Source organism: Rothia aeria (assembly GCF_016726365.1).
GTDB classification, from domain to species: Bacteria; Actinomycetota; Actinomycetes; order Actinomycetales; family Micrococcaceae; genus Rothia; species Rothia aeria.
This window is the reverse complement of the sequence record NZ_CP068102.1, coordinates 382,138-404,457: the sequence shown is the minus strand read 5'-3', so window position 1 is coordinate 404,457 and position 22,320 is coordinate 382,138. Positions and strand designations below refer to the sequence as shown.

At 59.5% G+C, this 22,320-nt stretch carries 18 protein-coding genes, 1 tRNA gene, 1 pseudogene and 1 riboswitch; of the genes and pseudogenes, 19 read left to right on the top strand and 1 reads right to left on the bottom strand.

What is annotated here, in order from left to right; translation table 11 throughout:
* The first annotated feature begins 92 nt into the window (after positions 1 to 92).
* Both mptB and I6I94_RS01725 read left to right on the top strand, forming a co-directional pair.
* Positions 93 to 1,877: a polyprenol phosphomannose-dependent alpha 1,6 mannosyltransferase MptB gene (mptB, locus tag I6I94_RS01730; RefSeq protein ID WP_201620813.1), complete on the top strand. Its 1,785-nt coding sequence runs from the start codon at positions 93 to 95 to the stop codon at positions 1,875 to 1,877.
* A 312-nt stretch (positions 1,878 to 2,189) separates the two neighbouring features.
* Positions 2,190 to 2,262, top strand: a tRNA-Arg gene (locus tag I6I94_RS01725).
* Positions 2,263 to 2,406: 144 nt separating this feature from the next.
* On the opposite strand, the gene I6I94_RS01720 is transcribed toward I6I94_RS01725, so the two are convergent.
* Entirely contained in the window at positions 2,407 to 3,243 is an 837-nt protein-coding gene (locus I6I94_RS01720; RefSeq protein ID WP_006887900.1) for an HNH endonuclease family protein, read from the bottom strand.
* A 437-nt stretch (positions 3,244 to 3,680) separates the two neighbouring features.
* On the opposite strand from I6I94_RS01720, the gene I6I94_RS01715 reads away from it, so the two are divergent.
* The 17 genes and pseudogenes from I6I94_RS01715 to ribD all read left to right on the top strand — a co-directional run bounded on the left by I6I94_RS01715 (position 3,681) and on the right by ribD (position 22,299).
* On the top strand, positions 3,681 to 4,292 hold the full coding sequence (locus I6I94_RS01715) for a single-stranded DNA-binding protein (protein WP_128087701.1): 612 nt from the start codon (positions 3,681 to 3,683) through the stop codon (positions 4,290 to 4,292).
* 257 nt (positions 4,293 to 4,549) lie between these two features.
* Positions 4,550 to 4,897, top strand: coding sequence for a 50S ribosomal protein L19 (gene rplS / locus I6I94_RS01710; RefSeq protein ID WP_006887925.1), 348 nt, complete (start codon positions 4,550 to 4,552; stop codon positions 4,895 to 4,897).
* A 23-nt stretch (positions 4,898 to 4,920) separates the two neighbouring features.
* The gene (lepB, locus tag I6I94_RS01705) at positions 4,921 to 5,553 is read left to right on the top strand and encodes a signal peptidase I (RefSeq protein ID WP_201620812.1); all 633 of its coding nucleotides are present in this window, start codon (positions 4,921 to 4,923) and stop codon (positions 5,551 to 5,553) included.
* Positions 5,554 to 5,665: 112 nt separating this feature from the next.
* The gene (gene lepB / locus I6I94_RS11370; RefSeq protein WP_236588894.1) at positions 5,666 to 7,417 is read left to right on the top strand and encodes a signal peptidase I; all 1,752 of its coding nucleotides are present in this window, start codon (positions 5,666 to 5,668) and stop codon (positions 7,415 to 7,417) included.
* 9 nt (positions 7,418 to 7,426) lie between these two features.
* Complete coding sequence (locus tag I6I94_RS01695) at positions 7,427 to 8,218, top strand: ribonuclease HII (RefSeq protein WP_128087703.1); 792 nt, start codon at positions 7,427 to 7,429, stop codon at positions 8,216 to 8,218.
* Positions 8,208 to 8,510 (top strand): annotated as a pseudogene (locus I6I94_RS01690) (DUF2469 domain-containing protein); the annotation flags it as partial. The gene I6I94_RS01695 and the pseudogene I6I94_RS01690, both read left to right, overlap by 11 nt.
* 506 nt (positions 8,511 to 9,016) lie before the next feature.
* Positions 9,017 to 9,448 (top strand): YraN family protein, encoded by a 432-nt coding sequence (locus tag I6I94_RS01685; protein ID WP_201620811.1) that lies wholly within the window; start codon positions 9,017 to 9,019, stop codon positions 9,446 to 9,448.
* Positions 9,448 to 10,989: a YifB family Mg chelatase-like AAA ATPase gene (locus tag I6I94_RS01680; protein WP_128088197.1), complete on the top strand. Its 1,542-nt coding sequence runs from the start codon at positions 9,448 to 9,450 to the stop codon at positions 10,987 to 10,989. Before I6I94_RS01685 ends, I6I94_RS01680 begins: the two co-directional genes overlap by 1 nt.
* Before the next feature lie 62 nt (positions 10,990 to 11,051).
* Positions 11,052 to 12,605: a DNA-processing protein DprA gene (gene dprA, locus I6I94_RS01675; protein WP_128087705.1), complete on the top strand. Its 1,554-nt coding sequence runs from the start codon at positions 11,052 to 11,054 to the stop codon at positions 12,603 to 12,605.
* Between the two features lie 144 nt (positions 12,606 to 12,749).
* Positions 12,750 to 13,817 (top strand): tyrosine recombinase XerC, encoded by a 1,068-nt coding sequence (locus tag I6I94_RS01670; RefSeq protein ID WP_128087706.1) that lies wholly within the window; start codon positions 12,750 to 12,752, stop codon positions 13,815 to 13,817.
* Between the two features lie 213 nt (positions 13,818 to 14,030).
* A complete protein-coding gene (locus I6I94_RS01665) occupies positions 14,031 to 14,930 on the top strand; it encodes an ACP S-malonyltransferase (protein WP_201620810.1) in 900 nt (299 codons plus the stop codon).
* A gap of 40 nt (positions 14,931 to 14,970) precedes the next feature.
* On the top strand, positions 14,971 to 15,996 hold the full coding sequence (locus tag I6I94_RS01660) for a beta-ketoacyl-ACP synthase III (protein ID WP_128087707.1): 1,026 nt from the start codon (positions 14,971 to 14,973) through the stop codon (positions 15,994 to 15,996).
* Positions 15,997 to 16,228: 232 nt separating this feature from the next.
* Positions 16,229 to 16,471, top strand: a complete 243-nt coding sequence (locus tag I6I94_RS01655) for an acyl carrier protein (RefSeq protein ID WP_006887911.1) — start codon at positions 16,229 to 16,231, stop codon at positions 16,469 to 16,471.
* 95 nt (positions 16,472 to 16,566) lie between these two features.
* Entirely contained in the window at positions 16,567 to 17,838 is a 1,272-nt protein-coding gene (gene fabF, locus I6I94_RS01650; protein WP_128087708.1) for a beta-ketoacyl-ACP synthase II, read from the top strand.
* A gap of 338 nt (positions 17,839 to 18,176) precedes the next feature.
* Entirely contained in the window at positions 18,177 to 20,036 is a 1,860-nt protein-coding gene (locus tag I6I94_RS01645; protein WP_201620809.1) for a YncE family protein, read from the top strand.
* Between the two features lie 7 nt (positions 20,037 to 20,043).
* A riboswitch (FMN riboswitch) is annotated at positions 20,044 to 20,182 on the top strand.
* 147 nt (positions 20,183 to 20,329) lie between these two features.
* The gene (gene pnuC / locus I6I94_RS01640) at positions 20,330 to 21,049 is read left to right on the top strand and encodes a nicotinamide riboside transporter PnuC (protein ID WP_201620808.1); all 720 of its coding nucleotides are present in this window, start codon (positions 20,330 to 20,332) and stop codon (positions 21,047 to 21,049) included.
* Entirely contained in the window at positions 21,049 to 22,299 is a 1,251-nt protein-coding gene (ribD, locus tag I6I94_RS01635) for a bifunctional diaminohydroxyphosphoribosylaminopyrimidine deaminase/5-amino-6-(5-phosphoribosylamino)uracil reductase RibD (protein WP_201620807.1), read from the top strand. Before pnuC ends, ribD begins: the two co-directional genes overlap by 1 nt.
* Positions 22,300 to 22,320 lie beyond the last annotated feature (21 nt).

The following is a 22,320-nucleotide window of genomic DNA, read 5'->3' as shown; positions in this document are numbered from 1 at the left end:
CGCTGTACAGGGGAGTGCACGCCCGAAGAAGTATGCCTCATTTGGGTATCATGGAAACAGGTATGCCCACAACAGGAACGCGGAGGTGATTCATGTCGCGCACTAAGCGCACGCAGCGGGGTCGTCGCACCGAGTTAAGCGAGCATCAAACGCTCGAAACCCGGTTAGAGCACTACCGGCGCGAAGGCAAAGAACACCGGATGCGCACCCTCATTTGGGGTACCGTCGGGTCCATTATGATCATGCTCGGCTCCTATGGGTCCGGGTGGCTCGCCGATAGTTCAGACTTCTGGCGAAGCTCCATTATTAGGACCATCCGCTATGACCCTTCGTGGATTATTGCATGCGTGGTACTGGTGGCGGCAGGCGGCATGATTATGTGTCGCGAATGGCTGCGCATCTATCAGAAAGTTGGGACCGACGCCTCATCAAGACGATGGATCTACGCCGTCATTGCCTGCTGGAGCACCCCGCAGCTTTTTGCCTTCACGCTTTTTAGCCGTGATATGTTCTCCTACTACGGTCAGGGACAGGTGATCGCCAATGGCCTTGACCCGTATAAGCACGGCGTATCTGAGATCACCAACTTCTTCCAAAACGGAGCCGACCCCCTGTGGGCGCAGTCGCCCCCGCCGTATGGGCCCGTCTTCATTAAGATCGAACAGTTTATTGTTTGGGTGGCCGACGGTAATATTGACGCCGCCCTGTTTATGTTCCGTTTAGTCAGCGCGCTGAGCTTTTTGGGCATTATGTACTATGCTGTGGGCCTTGCCGGCGAACATGGTTACAGCCGCACCCGCACGCTGTGGCAGGTGGGCGCGAACCCCCTGTTTATTGCTTCGTTCGTCTCAAGTGGACACAACGACTCAATGATGACTCTTTTTATGGTCGCCAGCCTGTACATTGCTAAACGGCACCGAACTTTTTGGGGCGGTATGGCCGCTGTGACCGTGTTGGCGTTAGGGGTTGCCGTGAAACCTCTCGCTCTTGTGGTGCTTCCTTTTGTTGGTTTGTTATGGGCTGGGGAATATGCCAGCTGGCCGCGCCGGTTTGTGTACTGGGCGTTATCGCTGGTGGTGCTATTTACCGAGATGTGGCTCATGGGTGCGGTAACCGGGCTAGGCTTTGGGTGGGTGAGTGCGCTGTCAACCACCGCCGGGCAGTTTATCTGGTTTACCCCGCTGGGGCTCGTTATTGGGGCTGTCGTAACCGCGCCCGGTGTTTCTCCCGAGACCGCCGATCACTACAAGCATATTATTGAGTACATCGGTAAAGGGCTCGGTATGGCAGGGGCGATACTTTTTGCCTTCTTCGGGCGTGACCGCGAGATTGTGCGCCGTGCCGGCCTGGCTATTATTGTGATGCTGGTGCTGAGCCCCATGATCCAGCCCTGGTACCTGTTGTGGGCCTTGCCAATGATCGCCGCCACCGGTATTCGCACAAATTTTCAGCTCATGTGGTACTTCGCAACCACGGTGTTCTTTATGGCATTATCGGTGAGCGATCAGCTGGCAATATCCCCGTACCTGCTCGACTTTGATAAACACATGGCACAGCTGATTGCTGGGCTGGTATGCCTCGGGTACGTGCTGTACCTGCTGCTGCTTGATCCCGGCACCCACGCCCTCACCCGTAACACCCTCATGCCTAAGATGCTTCTGGCTCATATTCCGCGATGGAGCATGCGCACCCGCATGAACCTCAAACGGGCAAAAGCCGAATACGCAGCGGCCAAACTATTACGGTCCGAACAGAAAAAGCAGCGTGTCGCCAAGGCCCCCTCAGCATCGCAGCAGGCGCACAAAGCTGACGCTTCCGGAAAACAACAGGAAGGCCAAGCTGATACCTCCGTGCACAATAACAATTCGGGGGAGTAGCCCTCCGTAGGGTACTGCAGCTCAAAAACCCGCAGCGTATTCCTTGAGGAATACATGCCGGGTATTTGCCGTAGTGAGCAGGATGCCGGTGTGGCCGGGCGCAGCGTCACATAGTTCCCGTTTCGGTGCTGTAACTGCTGATGCGTGTCTTAAAAAATGTAGGGTTGCTCACGACAGGCGCCGTTTGGGGTGTAGTGTTCCTAACGTTTTCGTGTTTTATGCTGTGTTCTGAAAATTTAGGTGTAATCTATAAATATCACTTGGCACGATCGCCGTGTACGAGTGAACTAGGCTAAGTATCACTTGCCATGCGCCTCAGTAGCTCAGAGGATAGAGCAGGAGCCTTCTAATCTCTTGGTCGGGGGTTCGATTCCCTCCTGGGGTACACAACAGCGCCCGCTTGGTTCCACATATTTGTGCGGAACCAAGCGGGCTTTATGATTGCACAGGCACCAGTGTGCGGGTCACAAGCTGGGGCAGATCAGGGATGTGACCTCTGCCCCCGTCGGTTGGCAGGAGCATCACCCGATCACTTACCTGCGGCTTTTTGCTTGCCGGGGTTAGTGCTCTTGCATGAGTTGAGCACGTTCTCCATTGCCCTTTTCTCATCGGGGGTTACCCATAGCTTGTATTTAGCTTTCACATGCACCTGCCGCGCAACATAGGTGCACCGATACGCTGTGTTGCCCGGCAGCCATTCTGAGGCGTCAGAATCAGACTTCTGCATATTTGCGGGGCCATCTGAGGCTACCAGGTTCTCGGGGTCATTAGCGAGCTCGCGGCGTTTTTGCTCATCAATATCCTGCGCCCCGGTCTGCCACGCATCAGACAGCGCCACCACATGGTCAATTTGTACGGCGCTGGAGGTTTTCTTGCCGCGCTTAAAATCAATAGTTTTACCGGTGTATGGGTCAGCCAGTTTTCCGGTGATCACGGTGCAGGCGCGTGTTCCAGCCTTAAAACGAACATCCGTCAGGTCTCGGCGTAAAATATCGTCGCGCGTGTTGCACCCGTTTTTGTCTACGTCTTCCCAAGCGGCACCAAACTGCTCCCGGGAATACCCGTTCTTTGAGGCCCTTTCTTTAACGGGCAGGGAGGAGAGTTCCTTCTTAACGGTCGCTAAATCGGGGGCGAGTGCAGTGGTGGGATCGACCGCGTCGTAGGGGTTCTTGACCTCTTGCAGGGTTTCTGTTTTGACGTCTGGCTCGTCCTCTTCACCGGTGTTCGGTGATGAGGAAGCACTGGGGTTCGCCTCAAACAACCCGCCGGTACCGTGCCTGCCCACATAGATGACCGCAATAATCAGAAGAATAACCACGGCGATAGCGATCAGTGTATACAGCAGACGCCGCTTTTTGGGGTCCATGGTGGAGGGATGTAGTCCTTTGGGAAGGGTGGGTAGGCTCAACGGGGTTCTCCAGGGTGGGTGGTGGCGGGATAAATTGTGGGCGATGCTATAGCGCTCACGGCGTCGTCGGGTGCGTGCTTTTAACACGTGCACACGACGTTGCCGTATATAGCATAGGGGCTGGAGCATCGTAGCGGAAACCGGGCGGTTGTCTGGTGAGTGCTTGGGCTTTATAGGGGATATGTCATAAAACTAAATATTATGCACGTAATGCGAATATTTTTTAAATATTATGGATAGTATTTCAAGAGATTGTCCACATATTCTAATTTTTCTGCAATCCTTCAGGAAAAAGATAGGAATATCCACACTATTTGCGGTGCGCATTAGTTTTAGCGGTTTTTCTTTGCAACTCTAAGGGGACTTCTCACCCCACTACATTTAGGAGTTGCACTATGAGTGACATTGTGACAATCCGCGGGTTTGCGGCCACTCGCCCCGAGCTGCGGGCTCTACCCAGCGGGGTTCCGGTGGCAAGTTTCCGGGTGGCAAGTACGCCCCGCTGGTTCGACGCGGCTTCTGGGACATGGCAGCAGGGGCGTACAAACTGGTACACGGTGACAGCATTCCGCAGGCTGGCGAAGAATATCGCGGCCTCAATCGATAAAGGGCACCCGGTGCTGCTAACCGGCCGGTTGCAGATCAAACAGTTCACCCATAAAGACGGCAGCAGCGGTTCCTCCGCTGAAATCGACGCGCAGTCGATTGGGGTGGACCTGGGGTATGGCACATGCATATTCGAACGCGGTGTGGAACGGCGGGATCTTGCACCACAGAATCAGAATGAGCAGCATCCCGAACACGCCGAGCCCATTACGAGGAACAGTATTGTGCGGATGCACCCTGAAACCGCACCTGAAACCGAGGGTGACGGCCCCGTCCGCAATAACGCGGCATACGATAACAACGGGGTGCACTGTGACAATGATGGGACCTTCGAACATGCAGATACGCGGACCCGTCCTGCTGCAGCCGGTACCGATTCTAAGGTACAGGCTGCCGCGTAGAGGCCGGAACTGCTGAGACTATCGAGCGTGCCTCTTGTACTGTAGGTGCCTTATCTTGCGTGTTGCTGGGGAATCTGCGATAATTCACAACTGTGTTCACGCTGGGCACGCCCCTGCCGCAGGGGGAAGAGCGACCGTAACAGCGTGAACCGTGGGGCACCAATCCTGCCCCACGCAGTGAGTACCCCTCCATGAATCTTATGGGTGGGCAACCGAGCCTATTTGACCTGCGGCAGGTGGCTCAGGAGATCTAATCAATGCAGACTCTCGACTTTATCGACAAGAAGTCCCTTCGTGACGACATTCCCGAGTTCGCCCCCGGCGACACTCTCAACGTTCACGTGAACATTGTTGAAGGTAAGAACCGCCGTGTGCAGGTTTTCAAGGGCTTCGTTGTTGGCCGCCAGGGCGCGGGCGTGCGCGAGACCTTCACCGTTCGCAAGATTTCGTTCGGTATTGGTGTTGAGCGTACCTTCCCGGTTCACTCTCCGGTGATCGAGAAGATTGAGGTTGTCAGCCGCGGCGATGTGCGCCGTGCAAAGCTGTACTACATGCGCAACCGTCACGGTAAAGCTGCTCGCATTCGCGAGAAGCGCGAGTTCTAATTCTTCTCTAGGGTTTAGAACCTGTGGATTCGGCCGAGAACTCGGCGGTTCCCAGCACCAGGCGTCACCTCAAACGGGGGTGGCGCCTGGTTGCTGTAGCCCTGGGCATAGCGGTGGTGACGTTATTGTGCGTTCGCACGTTTTTAGTGGACGTGTACTACATCCCGTCGGAATCAATGGAGCCCGCATATACCCCAGGCGACCGGGTGCTTGTCTCCAAGCTGGAGGGAGCAGGTGCGGTGCAACGCGGAGATGTGGTGGTTTTCGACGGTACGGGCTCGTTCGCACCGTATGAATCGGGCAGTAGTTTCTGGAAAGACCCGGCTAAAAGTATTGGGCAGTGGCTGGGGTTTGTCCCCACGGATACGGTGTACATTAAGCGCGTCATTGCGGTAGCAGGGGATCGTCTTTCATGCTGCTCCGATAACGGTAAACTAGTGTTGAACGGGCAGGAACTGGATGAGCCATACCTGTACCCGCAGGATAGCCCTTCCGAGACGCGGTTTGATGTTGTTATACCGCACTCCAGGGTTTGGGTGATGGGGGATCATCGTTCGGCATCGGTCGATTCTCGCTCCCTGCTGGGAGCACCCGGTGGTGGCATGATTCACACCAATAAAATTATTGGTCGAACCGTCTGGCGTATTCATTTTTAGGTTTTATATATACACTATGGTTTCTTTGTAAACCAATTATTTTGTCTACCCGGTGGTTAACACCCTTTACAATGGCATGTGAACCATATGTCCTCTCAGAAAGGTCTTTGGCATGGCTGAACAGAATGAGCCTCAGGGAACGGACGCGGAGTACCAGCCGCGCACGCGCCGTGAGCGTCGTGAACTTGAGAAGCGGTCCCGTAAAGCCGTTCGCGCCCAGAATAGCGAGAACGTTGCTGACGCTACGGGTGCGCCCTCCGGCAGGCGTTTCGGCCGCCACGCCAAGTACTCCAGCGACGCTTCGGGAACTGAGTCTCAGCCAGCCAACGTAACGGGGGCATCGGGCAATGCGCACTCCCAAGAGGCGGAAACATCACAAGCGGCACAATCAGGCTCGTCGCGGCGGTTCAGGTTCGGCCGCCATGCTGCCCCTGAACAGCCCGTTGAAGCGGACACGCCGCAGCCCCAGCCAGAACCAGAACCTCAGCAGCAGACCCCTGAGACTCAGGAAAAACCACAAGAACCCGTAGCAAACTTCTGGGATAACGTCAGCGCGCCCACTAAATCAAATGTTTTTACGGAGCGCAGCACCCACGCCTCAGAAAATGATAACGACTCCGCTAACACTGGTGAGCAGTCCGACGGTTCAACCCATGTAGCCACCTCCAAATGGCTCAATAGCCTCAAAAAAGCACAGGGCGCAGACTCCGCGCCGCAGACCGGCATTATTGAGACGCAGCCCCTTAAACTCAAAAAGAGCTTCCTCAAAAACGGGTACCTGGGGTACAGCACTATGGGCGAAAACGCGCCCCAGCAGAGCTCAGAAGCTCTCGACGCAGGCTACAGTGCCCCCAACGAGCCGCAGAGCAACAACAACAGCAACGGGTCCGTCACCGAGCCCGCAACAGATACAGACCCGGACCGCACCGTCAGCATTAACCGCGTGAAACGCAGCAGGCCCTCACGGAAACCTGTCTCCCGCGATACACGCTCTATTTCGCGCACCACGCGCCCCGCATCCCGTAACACGGCCCCGCAACAGACCCTCTACGAAAACCCCGTGCGGCCTAAACACCTGGGGACGGGGGCGTACTCCTCAGACGACTACGACTATGAGTATGAGGACGAGCGCAGCACCAAGAAGTCCAAGAAAAAAGACAAAAAGCCCGAACTAACCCTCAAACAGGCTCGTGAAGAAGGCCGGATGGGTGAGTGGGCATGGACCACGTTCCGTGAATCGGCCATGGTGGTGGTGTACGCGCTAGTGATCGCGTTCATCATTAAAACGTTCCTGGTACGCGGCTACTACATTCCCTCCGGGTCGATGGAGAACACCCTACAGGTGAACGACCGGGTCTTTATCAACGCCGCCGGGTCATATTTCGGTAGCCCGAACCGTGGCGACGTGGTAGTGTTCAAAGACTCCCAAGGGTGGATCGACTCAGCCCAGAAGAAGAGCAACCCCATTAATGACGCCCTCACATTCGTGGGCATACTACCGGACACCTCCTCAAATTACCTCGTTAAACGCGTCATCGGTAAGCCCGGTGACCGTGTTGAAGGTGACGGGAAAGGCAAAATCAAGGTGAACGGTGTAGAAATCAGCGAGCCCTACCTGCACCCGGGCTCCAACCCGTCCGATGTGCCGTTCTCGGTCACTGTTCCCAACGACTCATACTTCGTGCTGGGTGATCACCGTGACCACTCCGCTGACTCGCGCTACCACATTGGGGATGGGCACGCATTCGTCAAACGCGGCGATATTCAGGGCAACGTGTTCGTTATCGCCTGGCCGATCAACCGCGTTGGCCTAATGACGAACCAGTCCGATGTTTTCAAATCAGTGCCCGAACCCTCCAAGTAGGGCAGCGGCATGACTGGCTCACAGGCACCGGCCGCCACTTTAGAGCACGAACATGACCTGTTCGCGGCCGGCTACCAGCTTGTGGCTGGGGTGGACGAAGTAGGCCGCGGCTCTCTTGCCGGTGTCCTCAGCGTTGGGGTGGCCGTTATTGGGGCCCAGGCGCAGCTGCAGGTGGCGGGGCTGATCGACTCCAAAGCCCTCTCACCTGCGCGCCGAGAAAAAATGGTGCCCGAGATCCGACGGTGGTGCCTCAACGCCGTGGGGCACGTGAGTCCCGCAGAGATTGACGAACTGGGCATGACCCTCTCCCTGCGTTTAGCGGCACAGCGGGCACTCGCGTGCTTAGGGCGTGAGGGGACAACACCTGAAGTGGTGCTCCTGGACGGTAAACACGACTGGCTCAGTGCCCCCGCCCCCGACCTTTTCGGGCATCAGGATCCCGCGCACCAGCGGTACGAAGAGCTTCTGCAACAGGCGTGGGGGCGCAGAAATACGCCCTGGCAGGGGCCGGTTCACACCATTATTAAGGGAGATTACCGGTGCGCCTCCATTGCGGCCGCATCTGTATTAGCTAAAGTGGAACGAGACGGGCTGATGCGTGACCTTTCCACCCGCTACCCGGAATACGGGTGGGAGAATAATAAAGGCTACGGGTCTGCGGCACACCGCGCCGCTATTAGCGAGCACGGGCCCAGCCCGCTGCACAGGCTCACGTGGGCGCTACCGGCAGACGAACAACAGGTACGGATGGCTTATCAACGGCGTCACGCCGAGAACGGGGTAAACGAGAATGAGCGCTGAAGAACTTGAAAACTACGAGACCGATGCGCAGCTGGCGCTATACCGGGAATACCGCGACGTCATGTCGCTTTTCACCCACGCGGTTGATACTGACCGCCGTTTCTACCTGGCAAACCATGTTGAGGTCATTCCCCGGGTGAGCGATGGAACCGTCTACTTTGAGGTGCTCATGAGCGACGTGTGGGTGTGGGATGTGTTCCGCACCAACCGGTTTGTGAAGACCGTGCGGGTTCTCTCAACGCACGACGTGAACGTGGAAGAACGCCTGCCGAACCAGGAATTTTCAATCCCCGATATGGGGGTGCGCACACTTTTTGACGCGGCAGAAAACACCGGTATGGTGAGCGAGGCTGAGCACCGGCCAGAAAGTAACACGCAGCCGCAGGATGCCTCCGATGCCCGGCGGCGCGGCCCCGAAACCGACGGGTAATATCACGACTCCAACGGGTACTAGGGGAGCTCAAAAGCCTGCGGTATCTGCTGGCTTAAACACACTTTGAAAGTTTCGGGCAGACCGTGTGTCTGCCCGAAACTTTTTATACCCGCGTGAGGTGCCTGTAACGGGCCGCTCATGAAAACGTCACATTTCTTCACAATAAGAGTCTTAAACCACATTTTGAAGCACGAAATAGCATAAAACGCCTGTGGATACGACATCTGGCCCCGCACCGGGTGAGTTATCCACAGGCCCCGCTGTCTCTCTAGCGAATATCCGCGTACTTCAGGCACAGTACACGTACCCGCACGGTGCGCAACACCGGGCGGGCCTGCCCCGGTACGCCAACGAAAAGAGAGACCATGACACCCCCGAAGAAACCCACCCGCGCCGCTACCTGCGCGCGCAGCCAGCCCAAGGCACACGCCGTAGGCCGCTGGGGCGAAGATCTTGCCGCTCGCATCCTCGAAACCAACGGGTACCGGCTGCTCGACCGGAATTGGCGTCTTCCTGCGGGATACGAAGGGGAACGCACCCACGGCGAGATCGACGCCATCGCTATCGACCCCGACGATGAACTGGTCTTCATAGAAATCAAAACCCGCACCGACAGCGGCTTCGGGCACCCCCTGGAAGCCATCGGTAAAGACAAAGCACGCCGCACCCGTGAGCTTGCCATCCTCTGGTGCCGCCAGCGCGAGACCCTGGACTTCGGGCACTTCCGCATAGACGCAGTCAGCATACTAGGAACCCCCGAACAGTTCACTTTCGAACACCTCAAGGGGGTGGCATGATGGGGTTCGCCCGTACCTACTCCGTGGCGCTTGTGGGGCTGCGGGGGCACATCGTCGAAGTAGAGGCGGACGTATCCTCAGCCCTGCCGTCTTTCGTACTCCTTGGGCTGCCGGATACCGCACTGAACGAGTCAAAAGAACGGGTGCGCTCAGCCACCAAAAACTCCGGGATTGGACTCACCCAACACCGGCTCACCATTAACCTCACCCCCGCAACCCTGCCTAAGAAAGGCTCCGGGTTTGATGTGGCGATGGTGGTCGCGGCCCTGCAAGCCGAGAAAAAACTCAAACCCAGCGGTGACTGCGTTTTCCTTGGCGAAGTCGGGCTAGACGGGTCGATCCGACCCATACCCGGCATACTGCCCGCTGTTAAAGCCGCAGCTGATGCCGGGCACTCTCGAGTAGTGGTACCCGCCCAGAATATGCACGAGGCAGCGCTCATTCCCGGGATACAGGTCAGTGGGTTTAGGTGCCTCGCCGAAATATTTGTGGCCCTGGGCGCCTCGGCTGAGAACCTCAAATACCCGCCCGAGAGCGTGCGGGAGCAGCCCACCGCCGAAATCCCCGAACACGGTATCCCCTCAGATATGTCGGACGTTGCCGGGCAAGCCCAGGGGAGGTTCGCCCTCGAAATCGCCGCCGCCGGAGGGCACCACCTGCTCTTTACGGGGCCACCCGGGTCTGGAAAGACCATGCTCGCAGAACGTCTGCCGAGCATCCTGCCACCACTTGATGATGACGCAGCCATGGAAGTAACCGCCATCCGCTCCCTCACAGCAGGTGGCACGCCGCTGCGTGAACTGGTACGCACCCCACCGTTTGAGGCACCACACCACAGCGCCTCCGCCCCGGCGATCCTTGGGGGAGGCAGCGGCATTCCCCGCCCCGGATGCGTCTCAAAAGCCCACCGCGGCGTGCTGTTCCTGGATGAGGCACCGGAATTTAAACGTACCGTACTCGACTCGCTACGCCAGCCGCTAGAGAACGGTGAAATCGTGCTCGACCGTTCAGCGGCCTCAGCAACCTACCCGGCACGGTTTCAGCTGATACTCGCCGCGAACCCCTGCCCATGCGGCATGAACGTAGGAACCGGAACCGAGTGCACCTGCACCCCGCGTGAACGACGCGGCTACTTCGGGAAACTCTCAGGCCCGCTGCTGGACCGCATTGACCTGAACCTGTCAGTACCCAAAGTCTCTTCAGTGGAACTAGCCAGCGGCGAGCGCGGTGAGGCGTCGGCCCTCATCAGGGAACGAGTGATGACCGCCCGAGCCGCCCAACGCGAACGCCTGAGCCGTTTCGGGCTGCGGGTGAACGCTGAAGCAAACGGGAAGATTCTGCGCGGTCCTCTGCGGCTGGATGCCCCACTCACCCGAGAGCTTAACCGGGCAGTCGATCGGGGCGTGCTCACCGCCAGGGGTTACGACCGGGTGCTGCGTACCGCGTGGACACTGAGCGACCTTGACGGGACCGTCAGCCCCCAGCGTGAGCATATGGAGCTTGCACTGTTCCTGCGGCAGCAGGGCAGCGGGGCAATCTAGGGGCCCGGCAGGGTATAACGCAGGTCAGCAGTCAGATAGTTATTCTTCGGAAAGGACGAACAATGCATACAAATAACCGTGCGGTTCAGCAGGAAACCCGTGACCACAATACTGAGACGCAGCCCTCCACCGGTGTACCAGCACCGCAGGAACCAGCCCTGAACATTTCCGGTCTTGATACCACCGCCCTCATGCGCCTCTGTGTGCACCGGCGGAGGCTGCTCCAAGAACTGGGCGGGCGGCGCATCCCCGACGGGGTGCAGGAGGACCCCTGGCGCTGGGCGCTTCACCCGCAGGCTGAGGCCGAGCCCCCGCAGCTCTTCGACCCGCACCTTCCCGCCGAAGCCCTTGAAAAGCAGGGGATTGAGTACCTGCGCCTGTGCAGGGCGCTCATGATGCGTCTAGCGGAACCAGCCGATAACATTGTGGCGCAGGCGCTTACCGCATTCGGCCCAGCCTTTACCGCGCATGTACTCGCCAGCGGAGGCCGCATTCCGCATAGCGTATGGGAAAACGGTGAACCCGACCCGGTACTGCACGCCATTCTGATGCAGCGTTCACCCAGGTACCGCCCGGGAGAACACGAAACAACCCGTGAAGAGCTTGAGAAAGCGCTCGCGGCCCGCAGCAAACGTTGGGCTCGGCGTGCCCTGAACCCGGTGCGTGAATACGAACTGGCGCTTGCGTGCGGTGCGTGGCTGGCGATCCCTGAAGACGATGACTACCCTCGCTCTCTTGACGATTTGGGGCCCGCAGCCCCTTACGGCCTGTGGGGCAAGGGGGAGCGCAGTAAACTTCGGGTGCTGGCGGATCATCATCACAGCAGTATCGCCCTGGTGGGCTCACGGGACGCCACCCAGTATGGGCAGGCGATTACCGCGCATCTGAGCTCTGAACTTGCCGAGCACGGGTGCACTATTATTTCGGGAGGCGCATACGGTGTTGATATTGCCGCGCACCGTGCAGCTTTGGGGGCGGGCACGGGGAAGCTGCCCACCGTTGCCCTCATGGCTGGCGGACTTGATCATTTTTATCCGGCGCAAAACACAGCCACCCTGCAAGTGATTGCCCGTGATGCCCTGGTACTTAGCGAGGTTTCGATTGGTAACACCCCCACGCGGTGGCGGTTTTTGGAACGTAACCGGCTGATCGCGGCGTTAGCGGCGCACACTGTGGTTGCTGAGGCCCGGTGGCGTTCGGGCGCACTCAACACGGCGCATCACGCCCTGGAAATAGGGCGGGAGGTGTGGGCTGTGCCAGGGCAGATTGACGCCCCGAACTCGGTGGGGTGTAACCGGCTCATAAGAGATGCCCACGCGCAGATCCTCACCGAAGCGCAAGACCTGCTTGAGGCCGGGGCCGGGTTCGACGCTGAACGTGAAGACGCTGCCCAGGACGCTGGCGAGCAGTATCTGACAGATTCTCTCACTGAGGCACAGAACAGGCTGTGGGATTCGCTGGCGGTCACCGCCTACCGTACTGTGGACGATATTGCGGTGCGGGTTGGGTTGGACGCCCGCACGGTCATGCTGCAGTTGGGGGCACTCGACCGTTTGGGTCTTGCCCAGAGTAACGGGCAGGGGTGGCGGAAGGTACGCCTTAAAACCGCCGCATAACCTCCCTCTGGTGTGCGGCGGCTACAATGGGGAAAGCAACGGGGTCAGCCGTTTTAGCCCTTTCATACCGCACCATTGGGGGCGTTGTGTGAGTGAGAAGAAGCAAGGCCCCGCACCTAGTCGGCTAAACCATGAGGGGAGGATATGGGCAGTAACCAGGAATCACCAACCGGTCCCGACGCGCTCCGGGACAGCACCACCTTGCTTCTGACCACCAGGCGCCTTCCTCACCTGCTCCAAACCCCCGGTGTTGCGCCCGGTTCGCCGGTGCCGGGTGCATCCGCCCCCACCCTTGAGGTGTACCGTCCCCATCTGCAACAGTTTGAACGCTACCTGCGCTATGAGAAGCACCGCTCTGAGCAGACCGTGCGCTCCTACATTTCCGATCTTGAAGGGTTTTTAGGGTTCGCTGCGCGGCGGGGCGTGAGCACGCTCGAAGCTATTGATATTACGCTGATCCGCGAATGGCTGGGAGCGATGCACCTGAGGCAGAACTCCAAAGCCACGGTGGCCCGGCGCGGCTCAACCCTGCGCACCTTCTTCACCTGGGCGCAGGATGAAGAACTGATTATTGATAACCCCACCCGCGGGATGAGCACCCCAAAACGTGACCGTCACCTGCCGTCCGTGCTGTCTCAGGCACAAATGAACCAGCTGCTGGACGAGCTGCAGCAGCGGCACCGCCAAACCCCCACTGATGCCCGTCTGCTGCGCCTGTGGGCTGTGGTTGAGGTGCTGTACGCCTCTGGGATGCGTATCTCGGAGCTGACGGGGCTTGACCTGAACAGCGTGGATCGAGCCAATAGGACGGTGCGGGTGCTTGGCAAAGGCAATAAGGAACGCATCGTGCCGCTGGGTGTTCCGGCAATGAAAGCACTCAATAGGTGGGTGGCGCACGGGCGGCCCCAGTGGATTCCTGAAGGGTCCCGCAACGTAACCGCCCTCTTCATTGGCCCGCGCGGGCGGCGCGCCAACCCCCGGCAGGTGCGTGAAGACCTCAGCCGGTTACTGCGCACCCTTGAGAATTCGGAAGCCTCCGGTGCGCACGTGCTGCGTCATTCCGCGGCAACGCACCTGGTTGATGGCGGCGCCGATATCCGCACCGTGCAGGAACTATTGGGGCATTCCTCACTTGCCACCACACAGATCTACACTCATGTCTCCATGAAACGGCTGGCCGAAACCTACGCCCGGGCGCACCCCCGCGCTTGAGCTGCCTCGCATCACAATCCAGTCCCGCCCTTTAGACCCGGAGTCTAAAAATATGTGCTGCGGGTAAAATATTCTGCCGGAAAACCCCGTAAAACCATCCCGGAAGTTTATGCACAGGCTGAACGCGCGGTAGCATAGTATGCGAACACTTACCCAGGCGTACCATTACAAGGCGCCGCAGACTGATATGACACAAAGACAGAGAGGCGAGCGATGCGTGCACTCGTATGCCCCGGTCAGGGCTCCCAGAAGAAGAGCTTTTTGAGCCCCTGGCTCGAAATAGACGGGGTGCGTGAGCATCTGCAGCGGCTCTCTGACGCGGCGGGTATTGACCTGATCCACTACGGCACTGAAGCCGAAGAAGAAACCATTAAAGACACCGCCATCGCGCAGCCGCTCATTGTTGCTGCAGGTATTGTTACCGGGCGCAAAGTGCTACAGAAGCTGGGGGAGTCCAAGCTCATTCTCGCCGGGCATTCCGTAGGTGAAATTACCGCCGCCGCGCTGGCGGGCGTGCTCACCGAAGAAGACGCCATGCGTTTTGTGCGGGTGCGAGCTACCGGCATGGCACAGGCCGCCGCCGCATCACCCACCGGTATGGCCGCGGTGCTTGGCGGTGTTGAGCAGGATGTGCGGCAAGCTATTGATGAGGCTGCGCTGGTAGCCGCCAACTCTAACGGGGCGGGGCAGATCGTCGCTGCAGGCCCCCTTGAAGCTATTGAGGCGTTCGCCGCCAACCCGCCCGCCCGAACCCGTGTGATCCCGCTGAAAGTAGCAGGCGCATTCCACACCCAGGCGATGGCCCCCGCCGTGGAGCCGCTGGCCGCTTTCGCCGCAGAGCTGACCGTGAACGATCCCGCCTACGAGCTGCTGAGCAACCGTGACGGCGAGCGCATTAGCACGGGCCGGGAATTCGTAGATAGCCTTGTTTCGCAGGTCACTAGCCCCGTGCGCTGGGACCGGTGCATGAGCACGCTCATGGCCGCCGAGGTAGACAGTATTATTGAGGTGGCTCCCGCTGGCACCCTGGTGGGTCTCGCTAAACGGGCCATGCGCGGGGTACCGTCGGCAGCGGTGAACACCCCTGAAGATCTTGAAGCTGTTACCGTTTAGATTCCGGTTGCTACCACATAGGACGTGAAGGAAAACCTCTTTGACTACTCTCAAACAGAACGAGATGAACCGCTACTCCCGCATCCTCGGCTACGGTGCCGCCCGCGGCGAGGTACTGGTGCACAATAACGACATTGTTGAGGCCATTAACTCTTCGGATGAGTGGATTACCCAGCGCACCGGTATCTCAACCCGTCACCGCGCAAGCGAGAACCAGTCTGTGGCGGATTTGGCGTTTGGCTCCGCACATGATGCGCTCGCCGCTGCGGGGGTTGACGGCGCGGATATTGGTGCGGTGATTGTTTCAACCATCTCGCACCCCTACGCAACTCCTTCTTTGGCGACTTTGGTTGCGGAGGAGATCGGGTCAAAATGCCCCGCCTACGATATTTCGGCGGCGTGCGCCGGTTTCTGCTACGGGATCGCGCAGGCGGACGCGTTGGTGCGTTCGGGTGCGGCGCAGAACGTGCTGGTGATTGGCGTGGAGAAGCTGTCCGATTTTATTGATAATACCGAGCGCTCCATTTCGTTCCTGCTGGGTGACGGCGCGGGTGCGGCGGTTGTGGGTGTTTCGGATGAGCCAGGGATCGCCCCGACCGTGTGGGGCTCTGACGGCTCCCGGTGGGGAACCGTGGGGATGACTCACTCTTTGCTGGATATCCGTAACCGTGATTTTGTGCAGAACCCCGTGGGTGAGGGCGAGAAGATCTGGCCCACGCTGCGTCAGGATGGCCCGTCGGTGTTCCGCTGGGCGGTGTGGGAGATGGCGAAGGTTGCCCAGCAGGCCCTTGAGGCTGCGGGTATTACCGCCGACGAGCTGGGGGCGCTTATCCCGCATCAGGCGAATGCGCGTATTATCGACCAGATGGCGAAGACGCTGAAGCTTCCCGAGAGCGTGGCTATTGCCCGAGATATTGCGGATGCGGGGAATACCTCTGCGGCGTCTGTGCCGTTGGCGGCGCACCGTCTGCTGCGGGAAAACCCTGAGCTGTCGGGTACATTTGCTTTGCAGATCGGCTTTGGTGCCGGTTTGGCGTTTGCTGCTCAGGTGGTTGTCTTACCGTAGACTGTGCCGCTGTGAAGCTGGGCCGGAAACGGTGCGGTGAAGGCGGTGAACCTAAAACTTTCCGCGTTCTGGACGCCCCGTGTGCGGCGGCCAGGATTTTCGGGAAAACACCGGGTTTATCGTGTGCATTGAGCGCACAGACACGATAAACTCATGTAGTATGTGTGCGCCTGTTGGGCGTGCCAGGGAAAAGCGGTCTTGCGGCCGTGTTGAACAATAAAGGAGCCCCTCAATGGCTAACAAAGAAGAGATCCTTGCTGGTCTGGCAGAAATCGTGAACGAAGAGACCGGCGTTGAGGTTGAGGACGTTCAGCTGGATAAGTCCTTTACCGAGGACTTGGACATCGACTCCATCTCAATGATGACTATCGTTGTGAACGCCGAAGAGAAGTTCGAGGTGACCATCCCGGACGAAGAGGTGAAGAACCTTAAGACCGTTGGTGACGCTGTCGAGTTTATCGAGAACGCCTCCTAAAACAGAAACTGCAGGCGATGGGCGCGGGCCGCACACGCACCGCGCCCATACGTTTATTTCTCTCACCCACCGATATACATGAAGAAAGTGTGAAGATGTCTCGAAAAGTGCTGGTGACCGGCCTCGGCGCGACCACCCCCATTGGCGGCGACGTCCCCACCACTTGGGCGAACGCCCTTAAAGGTGTTTCGGGTATTACGACGATCGACGAGCCCTGGGTTGAAGAATATGATCTTCCGGTCTACATTGCAGGCCGTGTGGCTGTCCCCGCGCAGGAGTCCGAGAGGCTGAGTAAGGTTGAGGCGAAACGCCTTGACCCTTCGGGGCAGCTCGCCCTCATTGCTGCACGTGAGGCGTGGGAAGACGCCGGGTTCTCCGGCCCTGACGCCGAATCTGCTAAGGAAACAGATCCTGTGCGCACCGGTGTTGCTTTCGGCACCGGTATCGGTGGCGTGTGGACTCTGCTGGATGCATGGGATACCCTGCGGGAGAAAGGGCCGCGTCGTGTGCTGCCGATGACCGTGCCGATGCTCATGCCTAACGGGAATGCTGCAGCGGTTTCCATGAGTTTGAAGGCTCGCGCGGCGGCGCAGACCGTGGTGTCGGCGTGTGCGTCGTCGACGGAGGCCATGGAGCTGGGCGTTGAGATGATCCGCACCGGCAAGGCCGATGTTGTGGTGGTGGGCGGCTCTGAGGCCGCTATTCACCCGCTGCCGATGGCAGCATTCGCTAAAATGCAGGCGCTTTCTTCCCGCAATGATGAGCCGCAGAAGGCATCCCGTCCTTACGATACAGACCGTGACGGGTTCGTCATGGGTGAGGGCGCGGCGGCAATGGTGCTGGAGTCACAGGAGCACGCTCAGGCGCGTGGCGCTCGGGTATATGCGGAATTGGCAGGTACCGGCGTCTCAGCTGACTCGTACCATATTACCGCCCCGGACCCGGATGCTTTGGGGGCTACGCGTGCCCTGCGGGAGGCTCTTGAGGATGGGCAAATCGACCCGCAGTCTGTGGTGCATATTAACGCGCACGCAACCTCAACACCGGCCGGTGACCTTCCCGAAGCCACGGCAATGCACGCGGCGTTTGGGGAGCATACGAAGAACATTGCGGTCTCGGCCACGAAGTCAATGACCGGGCATCTGCTGGGCGGAGCGGGCGCGCTGGAGGCGGTGCTGACCGTGCTGGCCCTGCACCACCGCAAGGCGCCCCGCACGATTAACCTGGAGAATAAGGACCCGCAGATCGACCTGGATGTGGTGACCGACGCTAGGGACCTTCCCGCAGGTGAGATTGTGGGCTTGTCGAATTCTTTCGGGTTTGGCGGACATAACGCTGTGGTGGCGTTCCGTTCGGTCGAAAACTAACCGGGGATAGTTCTGGTGCGGACAGGTGGGCGCGGGCAACCGTGCGCACCCGCCAAGGAAGTCTAGCACCAGTGTGCCCCTGATACACGGAGATATTCTTACACTACGAATGTGATGGTGCGCGGTTTCTCTGCCGTTCGGTGGGGTAGCCGCGCACCTTGTTCTGCTTTTTGCGGCCTGTTGCCGCACTATACGGGGGTAATAATCTTTGGGGAATGTCTGGTGCCGGGTGGGTTTGTGCTGGTAGGGTGAAGAACCACCATTGCACTGAAAAATTATCACCGCACTGAGAAATCACCATTGCGCTGAGAACGTCATAGCGCTGAGGAGCCCTGACTGTGGTCGAGGGTACCCACCGGGTGATAGTGCCCGAACATGCTGAGGATAAATACCATGCCGCTGCCCACTACCCCTCCGAAGCATCCGCCCCTGCTGAATATTCGGGCGGGTTTGAGACTCCCGATGAACACTCCGCTGCCGCAGCATGCTCGTACCGTTCGGTGCGGGTGCACGCCCAGCAGACCCAGGGGCTGCCTGGGCAGTATTTGGCCGCATACTCGGCAAAGACTCATAAGCTGTATGTGAGCAGCATCTTTAATTTCACCCCCGCTCACGGTTCGACCGTGGCCACTATTGCCCGGGTGAACCCGCAGACACTGCAGATTGAGGCGACCGCTAAAATGCCGGTCACCGAAGAGATCCGCGCTGAACTTGCGGGGCAGTACCAGTTTCGGGGCGCCTTCGGTATTGATATTGATGACGAGCACGGCACCATCTGGGTGAGCGACGCTAGCTCCTATGCCGTGACCGTGTACCGCCAGGACGCCTTAAAGCAGGGCACCCTGCAACCAGTATGGACCAGCTATGACCCCGCGAAGGGGCTGTTCGAGCAGGATATTAAGCACCCCCGTGAGGTGTATGTGGATGCAGCTAACGGCAAAGCGTTCGTGACCGGGATGGGCGGTTTCTGGGTGATTGACACCGCCACCTTTGAGGTTCAGAAAGTGGACCCGGCGCCCGGTGTGCTCTCGCACCCGATGACAATCGCCCGGGATGCTCACAGCGGGAACCTTTACATGGGAGACTACTACCTGGATCAGGTGTATGAGGTAGACCCCACCAGCCATACGGTGGTTCGCACCCTACCCGTACCAGCGGGGGACGTTACGCATTTTGGGCGGGTAAAAGTGCACGGTGTGGTAACCGACCACGCCCTGGGCGAAATATATGTATCAACGCAGGGGCATGAGGGGAAGAACACCGGGGTGCACGTGCTGGATAAGACCACCGGCGAGCTGAAGCATTTTATCCGGTACGGGGTGACCCCCACCGATATGGTGATTGATGAGAAACGGCACCTGATCTACCTGGGGGATTTCGGGGCGGCCCACGCCGCAGAATCCAGCGGCGGGACAGTTGCGGTGATTGATGCGTGCGCCGGTATCGTGGTCGGGCAGGTGCAGGTGGCATCGGCAAAAATTAACCACCTGACCCTGCTGCCGGACGGCTCGGTGGTGGTACTCGATAAGGCGGGTGATCATAGGGGCGTCACGGTTGATTTCCATATTGATGCGCTCACCGGCGAGTTCGTGCCCTCGTCCGTTGATACCCATTCGGGGGAACAGACCCGTATTGACGCCGATAGCCTCACAAAAATCTCGGTGCAGGATACCGGGACGAAACCTGGGACGGTGCGCTCTCACCGCGTGATACCCCTGGTGACGGGAACCAGCGGCGACGGCTCCACGGTGGGGATGCCCGCAGAGGTGACCCCCGGGCAGACCGTGGAGATTTCCGGGCTCGGCTGGGCTGCTGGCGAGAAACGCCACCCGGATCTGCCACCCACCTTCCCGGCCCTTAAAATCCCCGCCCAGCTGAGGGTGAAGGCCGACGGGGAAGTAGTGCACGAGCTCCAGGCAAAACAGCTGGCCCTTGATACGTACTTCATCACCGATTTTCGGATTCCTACAGCCTGGAAGCCCGGTCAGGAACACACCATCACCGTCGAACCCGCCACCGAGCCGAGGCGGTCCGTGTCCGTCACGGTGCGTGTGGCCGAGCACCCCCGGGAGCAGACGGTCCACGAATGCGTCGCCTGTGAGCAGCCGGATACGCACCCCACCGTGACCCCGTTCGCAGGGTACCCGGCTGCGGGCGGGCACCGTGAGAATCCTCGCGTTCAGGTGTGCGATAATTGAGGCGTTCAATCGTGCTCCGGGGTCGGTGAAATTCCGAACCGGCGGTGATAGTCCGCGAACCGCACCTGCTGTGAGAAGGCATGGCGCGGCCGAACCGGTGAAATTCCGGTGCCGACAGTACAGTCTGGATGGTAGGCAGCACGAGCAAAAATAGTGGAGGACGCGCCCACACTCGCCGCCTGGCTCGGCGGCAGTGCCGTGCGTATCCGGTACCGCCGGGCAGCAAAGGCTCGGTCGGGGCATGTTTTTGTTCTCCCCGGAGCCGCCGCGATCTGCAGCTCGAAAGGGAGAAAATGGAATTTCTGCGGTGGCTCTTCGACGCACAGATCCATGTAGGGGACCAGTCCCTGCTGGTGCGCGAAGTTCTCGGTAACGCGTTTGGCCTGGCATCGGCGCTGGGCGGGATGCGGCGTAAGGTGTGGGCGTGGCCGGTGGGTATTATCGGTAACCTGCTGCTATTCACCGTTTTTATGGGGGCGTTTTTTGGCAGCCCCAACCCCGTGAACATGCTGGGCCAGGCGGGACGGCAGCTCATGTTCATCACCGTATCGGTGTGGGGCTGGTACCGGTGGCGGCAAACCCGCGTAACAGGCGGTGCACACGCTCAAGGTACGGCGGTCATACCGCAGTGGGCCTCCGGGTGGGAACGGGCGGGACTAATCACTGTGATGGCCGCAGGGACTGTGGGTCTCACCCCGGTATTTCGGGCAATGGGCTCGTATGAGCCGGTGTGGTCTGACGCCTGGATTTTTACCGGTTCGCTGCTGGCAACCTACGGTATGGCACGCGGCTGGGTCGAATTCTGGCTCATCTGGGTGGCTGTAGACCTGGTGGGTGTGCCGCTGCTGTGGGGCGCCGGGTATTACGCCACCTCGCTCATGTACGTGTTTTATGGGTGTTTCACCCTTGTCGGGTTTTTTGTGTGGTGGCGTACCCGCAACCGGGAAACGCAGCGTACCCGTGTGCAAACGCAGTTCCCGGATATTACGGTCAAGGTGGAGGCGAGTAAATAATGGTTTCGGTAATGCACACTCCAGTGAATGATCTTGACTATTCCGCTGCGGAGTACGGGCATGTGGACGGCATACCCTCCCCATACACGTTCAGCATCCCAGATGGGCCCCTCACCGATGAGCAGGCGATGCGTTTGGCGTTAGACGCTGCACGGTGCGGTATTCGCGGGGCGAACCCGCTGGTGGGTGCGGTTATTACGGGCACGGACGGGCGGGTGCTGTATGTGGGCTGGCACCGCGGGGCAGGTACCCCTCACGCTGAAGCGGATGCACTGGCACAGGCACGGGCTGCAGGTACCGACCCGAGGGGTGCAAGTATGTATGTGAGCCTTGAGCCGTGCAACCACACCGGGCGCACCGGGCCCTGCTCACACGCGATTGTGGCCGCAGGGGTGCGGCGTGTGCGCTACGCTTACCCCGATACTACCTCCGCCGCCGGGGGAGCGGCGCATCTGCGCAGTAACGGTGTGGATGCGCAGCTGATGGAAGGGTTTTCAGCTGACTCGTACCTGCTGAATGAGCGCTGGTTTATTGCCGCCGCCGAGCGCCGCCCGTTTATTACGGCTAAATCGGCTTCCACCCTGGATGGGTTTATTGCTGCTGCTGATGGCACCAGCAAGTGGATTACCGGCCCCGCCGCCCGCATTGATGGGCACCTGGTGCGGCACCGTGCCGATGCGGTCATGATCGGGACCCGCACCGCCCTTACGGACGACCCTTCCTTGGATGCCCGCCGCAGCGACGGGAGCCGTTTTACGAAGCAGCCTCTGCGGGTGGTGATGGGCCGACGCGAAATCCCTGAATCCTACCGTATTCGCGGGCTTGCAGCAGAAGGCCCGTACGACCCGGACCCTGACCGGTTTTTGCAGGTGTTCACCCACGACCCGTTTGAGCTGCTGAGCACCCTGTACGATCGCGGGGTGCGGCACCTTATGATTGAGGGCGGCCCCGGCATGGTGGGGTTATTCGCGGGTGAAGATCTGGTTGATGAGATGATCTGGTACCGCGCGCCCCTGCTGCTGGGGCACGGCAAGAGCGCCGTGTACCGTCTTAGCACCGGCACCCTGGCCAATGCCCCACGGCTGCACCTGGACGATCTGGGGATGTTCCCGGCTGTGCGGGTGCTGGGGGCAGATACTGCAACTCACCTGGTTCCGGTTCCGCGCGGCGACTACCAGAACCCCGGGGCCAGGCGGGTACTGGAACGGTGCACAGAGTGCTACGCCCCCGAGCCCCGCGAGGACGGGTGAGGGCTGCATCATAAGAGGGCG

Coding starts and splice junctions, on each gene's coding strand:
- ribD (WP_201620807.1), top strand. CDS start 21,049: ATGGTTTCGGTAATGCACACTCCAGTGAATGATCTTGACTATTCCGCT.
- fabF (WP_128087708.1), top strand. CDS start 16,567: ATGTCTCGAAAAGTGCTGGTGACCGGCCTCGGCGCGACCACCCCCATT.
- I6I94_RS01720 (WP_006887900.1), bottom strand. CDS start 3,243: ATGGACCCCAAAAAGCGGCGTCTGCTGTATACACTGATCGCTATCGCC.
- I6I94_RS01695 (WP_128087703.1), top strand. CDS start 7,427: ATGACTGGCTCACAGGCACCGGCCGCCACTTTAGAGCACGAACATGAC.
- mptB (WP_201620813.1), top strand. CDS start 93: ATGTCGCGCACTAAGCGCACGCAGCGGGGTCGTCGCACCGAGTTAAGC.
- lepB (WP_236588894.1), top strand. CDS start 5,666: ATGGCTGAACAGAATGAGCCTCAGGGAACGGACGCGGAGTACCAGCCG.
- I6I94_RS01655 (WP_006887911.1), top strand. CDS start 16,229: ATGGCTAACAAAGAAGAGATCCTTGCTGGTCTGGCAGAAATCGTGAAC.
- I6I94_RS01665 (WP_201620810.1), top strand. CDS start 14,031: ATGCGTGCACTCGTATGCCCCGGTCAGGGCTCCCAGAAGAAGAGCTTT.
- rplS (WP_006887925.1), top strand. CDS start 4,550: ATGCAGACTCTCGACTTTATCGACAAGAAGTCCCTTCGTGACGACATT.
- I6I94_RS01680 (WP_128088197.1), top strand. CDS start 9,448: ATGGGGTTCGCCCGTACCTACTCCGTGGCGCTTGTGGGGCTGCGGGGG.
- dprA (WP_128087705.1), top strand. CDS start 11,052: ATGCATACAAATAACCGTGCGGTTCAGCAGGAAACCCGTGACCACAAT.
- I6I94_RS01685 (WP_201620811.1), top strand. CDS start 9,017: ATGACACCCCCGAAGAAACCCACCCGCGCCGCTACCTGCGCGCGCAGC.
- I6I94_RS01670 (WP_128087706.1), top strand. CDS start 12,750: ATGGGCAGTAACCAGGAATCACCAACCGGTCCCGACGCGCTCCGGGAC.
- pnuC (WP_201620808.1), top strand. CDS start 20,330: ATGGAATTTCTGCGGTGGCTCTTCGACGCACAGATCCATGTAGGGGAC.
- I6I94_RS01715 (WP_128087701.1), top strand. CDS start 3,681: ATGAGTGACATTGTGACAATCCGCGGGTTTGCGGCCACTCGCCCCGAG.